The sequence below is a fragment of the Lysinibacillus sp. F12 genome, assembly GCF_057773605.1.
In genome coordinates this window covers 1,323,430-1,335,586 of the sequence record NZ_JBYMLP010000001.1, presented here as the reverse complement: position 1 = coordinate 1,335,586, position 12,157 = coordinate 1,323,430, and the positions used below count along the sequence as shown (strand labels likewise).

At 36.7% G+C, this 12,157-nt stretch carries 10 protein-coding genes and 1 other annotated feature; of the genes, 8 read left to right on the top strand and 2 right to left on the bottom strand.

Annotation, left to right across the window (positions count from 1 at the left end):
* The first annotated feature begins 83 nt into the window (after positions 1–83).
* The gene (locus AC3CH7_RS06675) at positions 84–2,210 is read left to right on the top strand and encodes an ATP-dependent Clp protease ATP-binding subunit (RefSeq protein WP_099805002.1); all 2,127 of its coding nucleotides are present in this window, start codon (positions 84–86) and stop codon (positions 2,208–2,210) included.
* A gap of 49 nt (positions 2,211–2,259) precedes the next feature.
* Here AC3CH7_RS06675 and AC3CH7_RS06670 read toward each other — a convergent pair whose 3' ends face one another.
* A complete protein-coding gene (locus tag AC3CH7_RS06670) occupies positions 2,260–2,454 on the bottom strand; it encodes a YjzD family protein (RefSeq protein WP_025116798.1) in 195 nt (64 codons plus the stop codon).
* Between the two features lie 397 nt (positions 2,455–2,851).
* On the opposite strand from AC3CH7_RS06670, the gene AC3CH7_RS06665 reads away from it, so the two are divergent.
* The 3 genes from AC3CH7_RS06665 (at position 2,852) to AC3CH7_RS06655 (ending at position 5,395) form a co-directional block, all read left to right on the top strand.
* Positions 2,852–3,790 (top strand): beta-ketoacyl-ACP synthase III, encoded by a 939-nt coding sequence (locus tag AC3CH7_RS06665; RefSeq protein WP_012292951.1) that lies wholly within the window; start codon positions 2,852–2,854, stop codon positions 3,788–3,790.
* A 30-nt stretch (positions 3,791–3,820) separates the two neighbouring features.
* Positions 3,821–5,062 (top strand): beta-ketoacyl-ACP synthase II, encoded by a 1,242-nt coding sequence (gene fabF, locus AC3CH7_RS06660; protein WP_031418753.1) that lies wholly within the window; start codon positions 3,821–3,823, stop codon positions 5,060–5,062.
* A gap of 111 nt (positions 5,063–5,173) precedes the next feature.
* Entirely contained in the window at positions 5,174–5,395 is a 222-nt protein-coding gene (locus tag AC3CH7_RS06655; RefSeq protein ID WP_031418754.1) for a YuzI family membrane protein, read from the top strand.
* 4 nt (positions 5,396–5,399) lie between these two features.
* Here the strand turns inward: AC3CH7_RS06655 and trpS are convergent, their stop codons facing one another.
* Positions 5,400–6,389, bottom strand: a complete 990-nt coding sequence (trpS, locus tag AC3CH7_RS06650) for a tryptophan--tRNA ligase (protein ID WP_012292953.1) — start codon at positions 6,387–6,389, stop codon at positions 5,400–5,402.
* 61 nt (positions 6,390–6,450) lie between these two features.
* Positions 6,451–6,676: a binding site (T-box leader), on the bottom strand.
* Between the two features lie 487 nt (positions 6,677–7,163).
* Between trpS and spxA the strand changes: the two genes are divergently transcribed.
* The 4 genes from spxA (at position 7,164) to pepF (ending at position 11,835) form a co-directional block, all read left to right on the top strand.
* Positions 7,164–7,559: a transcriptional regulator SpxA gene (spxA, locus tag AC3CH7_RS06645; protein ID WP_025116803.1), complete on the top strand. Its 396-nt coding sequence runs from the start codon at positions 7,164–7,166 to the stop codon at positions 7,557–7,559.
* Positions 7,560–7,994: 435 nt separating this feature from the next.
* Positions 7,995–8,663: an adaptor protein MecA gene (gene mecA, locus AC3CH7_RS06640; protein WP_008181512.1), complete on the top strand. Its 669-nt coding sequence runs from the start codon at positions 7,995–7,997 to the stop codon at positions 8,661–8,663.
* A gap of 179 nt (positions 8,664–8,842) precedes the next feature.
* Positions 8,843–9,964 (top strand): competence protein CoiA, encoded by a 1,122-nt coding sequence (locus AC3CH7_RS06635; protein ID WP_281486725.1) that lies wholly within the window; start codon positions 8,843–8,845, stop codon positions 9,962–9,964.
* Positions 9,965–10,017: 53 nt separating this feature from the next.
* Positions 10,018–11,835 (top strand): oligoendopeptidase F, encoded by a 1,818-nt coding sequence (gene pepF, locus AC3CH7_RS06630; RefSeq protein WP_012292957.1) that lies wholly within the window; start codon positions 10,018–10,020, stop codon positions 11,833–11,835.
* Positions 11,836–12,157: the final 322 nt, after the last annotated feature.

The window sequence follows — 12,157 nt, the reverse complement described above, 5'->3', positions numbered from 1 at the left end:
TAGTCAAATAAGGTCAAACTTTTAAAAAGAACCAGAATGGGTATAAAGATTATGCGAAATAGTAAAGTAAAGGAGTGCTAATTATGCAATTTCAACAAACTGATAATCAAAAGCCATTAGAGCAATTTGGACGTAACTTAATAGAAGAAGTTAAAAATGGCAAAATGGACCCCGTTATTGGGCGCGATGAGGAAATTCGAAATGTCATTCGTATATTAACGCGTAAAACAAAAAATAATCCTGTATTAATTGGTGAGCCAGGAGTTGGTAAAACAGCGATTGCAGAAGGTTTGGCTCAACGTATTGTGAAGGGTGATGTACCAGAGGGCTTGAAAGAGTGCGTGCTATACGAGCTGGATATGAGTGCTTTAATAGCAGGTGCAAGCTACCGTGGCCAATTCGAAGAGCGTTTAAAAGGCGTATTAAAAGAAGTTAAAGATTCAGAAGGGCAAATCATTTTATTTATTGATGAAATTCATACAATTGTAGGCGCAGGCAAAACGGATGGTGCTATGGATGCAGGAAATATGTTAAAGCCCATGCTTGCTCGAGGCGAATTACACTGTATCGGTGCGACTACATTAGATGAATATCGTCTGTATATTGAAAAAGACCCTGCCTTAGAACGCCGGTTCCAACAAGTTCTTGTACGTGAGCCTTCTATTGAGGATACTGTGTCTATTTTACGAGGCTTAAAAGAACGCTTTGAATTACATCATGCAGTACGTATTCATGACCGCGCGATTGTGGCTGCAGCAGAGCTCTCCAATCGTTATATTACAGAGCGATTTTTACCAGATAAAGCGATTGATTTAATTGATGAGGCATGTGCAATGATTCGTACTGAAATTGATTCAATGCCACAGGAACTAGATGCAGTGACTCGTCGTATTATGCAACTAGAGATTGAAGAACAAGCGTTACGGAAGGAAAAGGACGAAGCAAGTAAAAAACGTCTTGAGCAATTACGAGAAGAATTGACAAAGTTGAAAGAGTCTTCTGAGGGGATGAGGCAGCAATGGGAAGCAGAAAAGGAAAAACTACATGAAATTCAGAAAAAACGGGAGACATTAGATAAATACCGTCGTGATTTAGAGGAGGCAGAAAGTAAATATGATTTAAATAAAGCTGCTGAATTACGTCATGGTAAAATACCAACACTTGAAAAAGACATTCAGGAACTCGAAAAAGAATTAGAAAGCGGTGCAGAGTCTCGTATTTTACGTGAAGAAGTGACAGCTGACGAAATCGCCGCAATTGTTTCTCGCTGGACGGGTATTCCTGTGACAAAACTAGTGGAGGGCGAGCGAGAAAAACTATTGCGTTTAAAGGAAACCTTACATGAACGTGTAGTTGGTCAAGATACAGCAGTTCAATTAGTAACAGAGGCTGTATGGCGTGCTCGTGCAGGCATTAAAGATCCGCATCGTCCAATTGGTAGCTTTTTATTCTTAGGCCCAACAGGTGTTGGTAAAACAGAGCTTGCTAAGGCCCTAGCTGCTCAATTATTTGATTCAGAAGATCATTTCATTCGAATTGATATGAGCGAATATATGGAGAAGCATAGCGTGTCTCGATTAGTTGGAGCTCCTCCGGGTTATATTGGTTATGAAGAAGGAGGTCAACTCACAGAGGCTGTGCGTCGTAACCCTTATTCTGTTGTTTTACTAGATGAAATTGAAAAAGCACATCCCGATGTGGCTAATATTTTATTGCAAATTTTAGATGACGGCCGAATTACAGATAGTCAAGGACGTATGGTCAATTTTACAAATACAGTAGTGATTCTAACATCGAATATCGGCTCTAGTTATTTAATGGAGGCAAAAGATGACGATCCAGCTGTTGAAGACTTGGTTATGGCTGCTCTCAGACAGCATTTTAAACCAGAGTTATTAAACCGTATGGATGACATTATCTTGTTCCATGCGTTATCAAATAAACATTTTACAGCTATTGCTTGGAAGTATGTGGAGCAGTTAAGGAAACGAGTGGCAGAACAAGAAATTACATTAGCTATTGACCAAGAAGTTATCGATTGGGTTGTCCAACAAGGAGCAGATGCCCAATTTGGTGCAAGACCACTAAAGCGCTTCGTACAAAGACATATCGAAACAGCTGTGGCTAAGGAACTACTACGGGGTGAGGTATTGCCTGGAGAAACATTGCATGTAAAAATGCATGATGGCCATTGTATAGTGGAAAAATAACAGAAAAAACCTGTTTCGCATAATGCGGAACAGGTTTTTTCTAGCTGAATTAATGATGGTCTGCAGCTTCTGGTGTAGGATCGTTTGGAATAATTGCTCCAATAATAAAAATTAAGATGGAGAATACAACTGAAACGATTGCCCCTGTCTTAAAATCAAATGGTGCACCAAGTACAGAGCTGACTACATAGTTTAACATAGAAACTAGTAGGAATGACCATACGAACGTTACGATATATTGCATTAATTTCACCTCAACCGAACTTTTTTCATCATAAGTTTTTACTCATATTCATTATCATATCATAACATAAATCGAAAAAAAATGAATCTTTTATGTGAAACATGGCGAATTTGTCACAACAAATACAAGGTTTTGCATTTAATAATTATCTTGGTTTTGTGAGGGCATTTATTTTGTTATAGGTTGTTTACAAAAAAATAGAACCGCTATAGACTTCATACCATATGAGAGAAGTAATAAGAATACCTTCAAAAGCTGAAAGCTCCCTTTCGATAATAAAGAAATGCCGTGCTCTCAACACATTAATTTTAAATGAACTTGCGTCTGTCCTTTACTATGCGTTATAATTATGACCAGTTACTAATAATTGATAGTAAGAAAGCTGAGGGGTTGCTATATGAACGCTGGTATTTTAGGAATAGGCAAATACGTTCCTGAGAAAGTCGTGACAAATTTTGATTTAGAAAAAATAATGGATACTTCGGATGAGTGGATTCGTACGCGAACAGGCATTGAAGAACGTCATTTTGCGGCAGATGATCAGGAAACTTCAGATTTAGCAGTAGCCGCTGCTAAAGAAGCTATTAAAAAAGCGGGTATTACGCCTGAAGAAATTGGATTAATACTTGTAGCAACTGTCACACAAGATCAAACTTTCCCAAGTGTAGCATGTATGGTTCAGGAACAACTCGGAGCAGTAAATGCTGCGGCGATGGATCAAGCAGCAGCATGTGCAGGATTTATATATAGTTTAGTGACAGCTAAACATTTTGTAGAGGCAAACACTTATAAATATGTCTTAGTAGTAGGTGTTGAAAAGCTGTCAAAGGTTATTGATTGGAACGATCGAAATACAGCTGTATTATTCGGTGATGGCGCGAGCGCAGCCGTTGTAGGTCCAGTTTCTAATGGCAGAGGTATTTTATCATTCGAGCTTGGTGCAGATGGCACGGGCGGTAAAAATCTTTATTTAACAAAACAAGACACAATTGCCATGAATGGTCGTGAAGTGTTTAAATTTGCTGTGCGTCAAATGGGTGAATCAGCTGTCAATGTAATAGATAAAGCAGGATTAACAAAAGAAGACGTAGATTTTTTAGTGCCACACCAAGCAAATATACGGATTATGGAATCAGCTCGTGAGCGATTAGAGCTACCACCAGAAAAAATGTCAAAAACGATTCATAAATACGGAAATACTTCTGCAGCTTCGATTGGTATTTCCTTGGTAGATGAGCTTGAAGCAGGTAAAATTAAAGAGGATGATTTATTAGTCCTTGTTGGTTTTGGAGGCGGCTTAACATGGGGTGCCGTTGCCATGAGATGGGGAAAATAAGTAGGAAAAATGCTTGAGGGGAGTAAGACAATGAGTAAAAGACGAGTAGTAATTACAGGAATTGGCGCAGTTACACCACTAGGAAATAGCATCGAAGAAACATGGGCGAACATTAAAGCTGGTAAATCTGGCATTGGTGAGCTAACACGTTTAAATAAAGATCTTTTTGCAGCGAAAATTGCAGCAGAAGTGAAAGAATTTGATATTGAAAAATATATTGATCGTAAAGAAGCTCGAAAGATGGACCGCTTTACACATTATGCATTAGCTGCTTCAATCATGGCTATGGAAGATGCACAGCTAACAATTGATGAGGAGCTAGCTCCACGTGCTGGTGTTTGGATTGGTTCAGGCATTGGTGGAATGGAAACTTATGAGCAACAGTTTTTAACATTCCAAGAGCGCGGGGCAAGACGAGTTAGCCCATTCTTCATTCCAATGATGATTCCAGATATGGCTTCAGGTCAAGTGTCGATTCATTTTGGCGCAAAAGGTATTAACTCTTGTTCTGTAACAGCATGTGCTTCTGGAACAAATTCAATTGGAGATGCTTTTAAAGTCATTGAACGTGGAGATGCAGATGTCATGATTTCAGGTGGTGCGGAATCACCAATCGTAACGATGGCTGTGGCAGGTTTCTGTGCCAATACTGCACTATCTTTAAATCAAAATCCGCAAGAAGCATGCCGTCCATTTGATAAAAACCGTGATGGATTTATTATTGGAGAAGGCGCTGGTATTGTCATTTTAGAAGAATACGAACATGCAAAAGCTCGTGGCGCTAAAATTTATGCCGAAATTCTAGGCTATGGTGCAACGGGAGATGCTCATCATATTACTGCTCCAGCTCCAGAGGGTGAAGGTGCGGCACGTGCAATGATGCAAGCATTGACAGATGCTGGTGTAGAGCCATCACAAGTTGATTATATTAATGCACACGGCACGAGTACACCATATAATGACTTATTCGAAACGCAAGCGGTTAAAACTGCTTTCGGTGACCATGCTTATAACCTAGCTATGAGTTCTACAAAGTCTATGACAGGACACTTATTAGGGGCAGCAGGGGGCGTAGAAGCTATTTTTACTGCTCTTGCACTTAAAGAAGGTATATTACCACCAACAATTAATTTAACAGATCCAGATCCAGATTGTGATTTAGATTATGTTCCAAATGAAGCGAGAGAAGCAAATATTCAATATGCAATGAGTAATTCTCTTGGTTTTGGTGGTCACAATGCAAGTCTTCTATTTAAAAAATATGAAGCATAAATAGTACAACTAAACTCAAAAAACGTCAGCCAAATTTAATTGGCTGACGTCTTTTTTTATAGTTTTGTGAATAAATGATAAGTAAGAAGAAATAGAAAGGATGCCGTTACTTTGTTCCGTCTCTTTTTATTTTTAGTAAGCTATGGTCTCATGATCCTCTCTGTAGGGAATCTCATATTGTATTTAAATTACCGTACGCTAGGCTATTCTTGGAAAGTTGTATTTAAATTTATTTTTCAAACAACAGAATTTTATATGGCGGTTGGAGCATGTATCATCATATGCGCTGTCGTTCTTGATATAGGCTTTGATCGAACGTCAGATAGACTATAAATGATTAGCGACGTGCACGACCGAGACCCATTGCCTCTTCCATACGTTTTAATGTGGCACTGGCAATTGCATTTGCTTTTTCAGCACCTTCATCAAGGATGACGTCTAATTCAGAGGATTCTACTAAATGATAGAACTTTTCTTGAATTGGCGTCAGGTGGTCGATTACTGCAGTAGCTACGCCTTGCTTGAAGCCGCCATAACCAATGCCTTCATATTTTTTTACTAAGTCAGCAATAGATATACCTGAAATAGCCGATTCAATTGTTAATAAGTTTGAAACGCCTGGTTTATTTTCAACATCAAATGCTACGATACCGTCAGAATCAGTAACAGCTGATTTTATTTTTTTCTCAATATCCTTAGCCGTATCTAGCAACCTAATTGTCGCCTTTGTATTTGGATCAGATTTGCTCATTTTCTTTGTTGGTTCTTGTAGGGATTTTATACGAGCACCAGCTTTTGGTAATTGAATCTCTGGAATTGTTAAAACGTTGCCATAACGTTTATTAAAGCGTTCTGCCAGATCACGTGTTAACTCGATATGTTGTTTCTGATCATCACCAACTGGGACAATATTTGTGTTGTAAAGTAGAATGTCTGCAGCCATCAATGGTGGATATGTTAAAAGGGCAGCAGAGACGCTTTCTTTACCATGAGATTTATCTTTAAATTGTGTCATACGTTCAAGCTCTCCGATAGATGCAACACATTGTAACATCCATCCTGCCTGAGCATGTGCAGGCACCTCTGATTGAATAAATAATGTAGATTTTTTAGGATCGATGCCAGTCGCAATATAAGTAGCAGCTAGTTTACGAATGCTTTCTCGTAATTCTTTTGGATCTTGAGCGACTGTAATAGCATGTTGATCGACGATGCAATAAATAGCATCCCCTTCATCTTGAAGGGCAGGGAATTGCTTGAAGGCTCCTAAATAGTTACCTAAAGTTACAATTCCTGTAGGCTGAACACCTGAAAAGATTGTTGTCATGAAAATTTCCTCCTCGAATTCAAATAAAAAACATCACGCGTCCTCATTAGACTTTTTCTAATGAAGGGACGAATGATGTTTGAATCCGCGGTACCACCCAGCTTGCCTTAACGGCCACTCAGCTTCGTAACGTGAAGGGACGAGCTTTGCTAGTAGTTTACATACCTAAAACGTTCACAAAGCTAACTCGGAAGTCCATTCCATATGCCCCACGATCTGTTTTCACCAGCCACAGACTCTCTAAACGTGTACGTAGCATATGTACTACTCTTCGTCAGCGTTTTTCTCAATTTAAGTTCAAATTGATTTTATTGCATTGAATTATAGTATAAAGATTTCATTGTGTAAAGTCAGACTTTTGGCGGTGTTTTTTTTTGAGAAAAAATTATATGCTTTTTTTGTTGTGTAATTTTGTTATAAAATTAAACTTTTTTATTAAAATTAACTTGTGGTGTACACGTCAAATTGACAATTTTCTCGTTTACTTTAGTTAAATGAGAACAGCTGAGAGTCATAAAAAGATGTTTAAAATGCATGTAAAGTGGGAATAGTAGTAGTAGTTCGGAATGTTGTGAAAAAAGTATATACATTTAAAAGGTATATAAAAAGACAGAAAATTTAGCGAGACACCCATTCTTTTTTTTATTGGAACTATATTCAAAAACAGCAGAGTACTGTATAATGGTACTGTGTATTTTACATTACATTAATTCTAATTTAACACACTGGTTTATAGATATGATTACAAAATGAAAGGATGTGTCAGAAGGAATGATCGTAACTCTATTTACATCACCAAGTTGTACCTCTTGCCGTAAAGCGAAAGCATGGCTTGAGGAGCACGAAATTCCCTATACAGAACGTAATATATTTTCTGAACCACTAAGTATTAGTGAAATTAAAAAAATCTTACGTATGACGGAAGACGGCACAGATGAAATTATTTCTACGCGTTCTAAAATATTCCAAAAATTAAATGTAGATGTGGAAAGTTTACCTTTACAACGTTTATATGAATTAATTCAGGAATATCCTGGTTTATTGCGCCGACCAATTATTCTAGATGAAAAACGTCTACAAGTTGGCTATAACGAAGATGAAATTCGCCGTTTTTTACCTCGAAAAGTTCGCGCATATCAGTTGCAAGAAGCACAAAGAATGGTGAATTAATTTTATCTATTCTGAATAAAATAAGTAGTAGATGTTACAGCTGTGAGATGCATATTGTGACATCTATTTTTTTATGTTTTACTTATGTAAAACCTTCTATATAAAGTATAATAATTAATAGTGGAAAGTCATATATTTCCGTTAAAGTATGTTAAACTTGATTTAAGTTAAATAGTTTACTACAATTTCAATAATTCAAATATCTTCTGTGAAACGGTGTATATCCTTTTCATTTTATGACAGAACAGCATACAATAGTGTTAGAGACAACTGTGAATAAAAAATTTTAATGTTTGCAGTTCCTCGTGTGGTTTTACTGGTGTGGTCAAAGGTTGAAAAACAAATGCAGTATGAAGGTTAAAAAAAAAGAATAAAAGCATACTAATGAAACAAAACTGTTTTTCGACATATGACAGTGAAGGGAGATGAGGTCTAGTGGACATCGAACGTGTAAATGAAAATACACTTAAGCTCTTTATTACGTACAATGATATAGAGGATCGCGGCTATAGTCGTGAAGAAATCTGGTACAATCGAGCAAAGGGTGAACAGCTTTTTTGGGATATGATTGATGAAGTAAATACGGAGGATTATTTTGATGTAGAAGGTCCGATTTGGATTCATATCAATGCATCTGAAGTAGGCTTAGAAATCATTGTCACACGTGCACATATCTTAAAAGACGGTGAAACATTAGATGGTCATTCGAATTTTGATGAACACAAAGAGATGTTTGCACCATTCGATGAAGTTGGGGATGATCTTCTTAGCCAACTAACTCAATTTGGTGACATGGATGAATCAGAATTATTTATGGATACAGACATTTATGTATATAAATTTAAAGATATTGATGAGTTAATCCCTGTTGCAAAGCGAATGACAGACGAATTAGTGGATTCCTCATTATTTAAATATGAAAATTGGTACTATTTAGTGGTTGATTTTGGTAATGCAGATGAAGAGTTAAACCGTCACGATCGAAATGCAGTCATCAAAGAATTTTTAACGCCATCTAATTTTACGATTCATCGTTTAGAGGAGTACGGCGAAAAAATTATGGAATTTAATTGCTTTGAGACAGTTCGAAAATACTTTGCTTAAGCATTTGTTTACTTGATTTTTTAGACTGTAGTGAGACTCGGTAAATTTATCGAGATTCACTACAGTTTTTTTATACGAAATGTTCAATAGTAGCATTTTATAAATTTCAAGAAAAAGCAGCTTTTATTTTGTGATAGCTAATAATGTTTACTATAGTTGGGCTAAAAGGAGCTGATTATATGTTGATTGCCTATAACCATCTTCAGCAGCTTTTTCACCCATATCAATATACGAGAGAAGCATTGCAGAAATATAGGCGCCAGATGACATTTTTTTGTCCTCAATGTCTAGAACCAGTTCATTTAAAAATTGGTTCCTATACTATCCCACATTTTGCACATCATACGCAAAATCAATGTTCAAAGTTCTTTGCAGAAGGTGAATCAAAACTTCATTTACAAGGTAAAATTCAATTGTTTGAATGGCTACAAAAGCTTAGGCTTAAAGTGGAGCTGGAGCCCTATTTAACAGAGCTTTCTCAGCGTCCAGATTTACTTGTTGCTTTTGACAATAACAACTTCGCACTGGAATTTCAATGTAGCCCCATTACTCATGATAAATGGCAAAAACGGACAATAGGCTATGAAACAAATAACATACAACCAATTTGGCTCTTTCTAACTCCTCAAAGGAACGAAGCAATCACTGGTATTAGAAAAATAAGCATTTCCCCATTACTACAAAAGTCATTTATGACCACTTCAACAGGCCTTCCTTATTTAATGACCTTTAATGCCAAAACTGCACAATTTGTTTATTGGACGAATCTCCTCCATGTCCATGGGCATACTTTTATAGGTAAAGTACAAAAAATCTCAATAAAACAACAACGCTTTCCATTTTATATACCAACTTGTATTTCCTTAGAAGAATTTCAACAGTATTGGCAGCTATATAAACGTGCTTGCCAGCAATTTGCAAATAGGCGCCTCCTACAAAGTAAGCAGGGCGTACATGATTCATTTTTACGAAGTTGTTATGAGATGAATTTTTCTATTTCGGCACTGCCCTCTTATATCGGTATTCCCGTAAAAGAAGGGACAGCCATCTCGTTATTTGCGAGTGAATGGCAAACTATGCTGTGGTTTTTTAGTCAACAGTTAGGTTTAGAGCCTTATGATCTAAAAAAACACCATATACAAGATTTTCTAATTCAATATCACTTAAAGTATACAGGACAGGCAGTAAAGGCTGTTCAACAATATAGCCGAATATTGAAAGGAATAAAACAAGATCAGAAACTACAGGATATTTGTGAGCAAGTGTACGCACAATTATTTGCAATTGCCGCAATATACTGAGAAAATATGAGAGTATAGGGAAAAAAGCACATATAAAGGGGGCTGGCATGCACATGGCTAGTAACAGTAATCAAATTTTGGTAAGAAATGAAGTACCGAAAGAATTAACATGGCGATTAGAGGACATTTTTGCATCTGACGCACTTTGGGAAGAGGAGTTTAAGGAAGTTGCAGAACTTGCTAAAAAAGCATCTAGTTTTGCAGGAACTTTAAATAATGGGGCACAGGCATTATTAGCGGCTTTACAGTATCACGACCATATTTATGAACGTGCAATGAAGCTCTACACATATGCTCATATGCGTTACGATCAGGATACGACAAATAGTTTTTATCAAGATATGAATAGCCGTATACAAACATTAGCAACTAGTATTTCTGCGGGGCTATCATTTTTAACGCCAGAAATTTTGGCATTAAATGAGGAAACAATTGAAAGCTATTTAGCTGAAAGTCAAGACCTACAATTATATAAGCAATCTTTAAAAGAGATTACAATGGCACGTCCACATGTCTTACCAGCGGAACAGGAAGCATTACTGGCTCAAATGTCTGAGGTCACTGGCACTGCATCTAATACATTTAGCATGTTAAATAATGCGGATTTGGAGTTCCCTTTTGTAAAAAATGAAGAAGGGGAAGAAGTACAACTTACACATGGTAACTATATTAAGTTTTTAGAGAGCAAAGATCGCTCAGTTCGTGAAGGGGCGTTTAAAGCCATGTACGAAACATATGGCAAGTTTAAAAACACGTTTTCTTCAACACTAACAGGGAATGTGAAGAAACATAATGTGAGCGCTCGTATTCGCCATTATGACTCAGCACGTGAGGCAGCGATGTCTAATAATTTCATTCCTGAAAATGTTTACGATCAATTAGTAGAAACCATCCATAAGCATTTACCTGCAATGCAGCGTTATATTTCGTTACGTAAGAAGCTTTTAGGTGTGGATGAATTGCATATGTGGGATTTATTTGCACCACTTGTAAAAGAAGTAGAAATGAAGGTTACTTACGACGAAGCTAAGGATATTTTAGTGAAGGCTTTAGCACCATTAGGAGAGGAATATCAAAATATCGTACAAAACGGACTAGATAACCGTTGGGTAGATGTTTTAGAGAATAAAGGGAAACGAAGTGGTGCATACTCGTCCGGTGCCTATGGAACAAATCCTTATATCCTAATGAATTGGCAAGATAATGTGAATAATCTATTTACGTTGGCACATGAATTTGGTCATAGTGTTCATAGTTATTATTCAAGAAATAATCAGCCATTTGTTTACGGGGATTATTCTATTTTTGTGGCTGAGGTTGCTTCGACATGTAATGAAGAATTATTAAATGACTATTTACTCAAAACCATTGATGACCCTCAACAAAAAATCTATTTATTAAATCATTGGTTAGATGGTTTCAGAAGTACAGTTTTCAGACAAACAATGTTTGCTGAGTTCGAACATCTAATTCATCAAATGGATAAAAACGGTGAATCTTTGACAGCTGATCGATTGACTGAAGTGTATTATGAACTTAATAAAAAGTACTTCGGTGATGATATGGCTGTGGATGAGGAAATTGGTTTAGAGTGGGCTCGCATTCCGCACTTCTACTATAATTACTATGTTTATCAATATGCGACAGGTAAATCAGCAGCTACAGCATTGAGTAAACAGATTTTAGAGGAGGGTAAACCGGCTGTAGAACGTTATATTAATAACTTCTTAAAAGCAGGTTGCTCGGATTTCCCAATTGAAGTATTAAAGGCAGCAGGTGTTGATATGAACGTTGCGAAGCCAATAGAGGATGCTTGTAAAGTATTTGAAGATCGTTTAAATGAATTAGAAAAATTATTGTTGAATAACTAATTAATGAGGCTATAGGAATATTCCTATAGCCTCATTTTTTTTATAGGTAGCTTTATTTGAAAGGAAAGAATAATGATTTTTTTTGATTTCTAAATACTTTAAAAGAGTGCATCTAGGAAAAATACTGTTTGAAATCGCTTTCTATTTGACAAATTTGTGAATCTAGTATTGGATTCATTGCTAAATATATTATTCCGTGATAGAGTAATTCTTGTGAAATAAATCACAAAACAAACATACACCCCTTTGTTTGAACGTGAACATTTCTCCCATCCCCTTTGTGAAAAAGAAGCGTCTCTATCGGTCGAGGATAGAGGCGTTT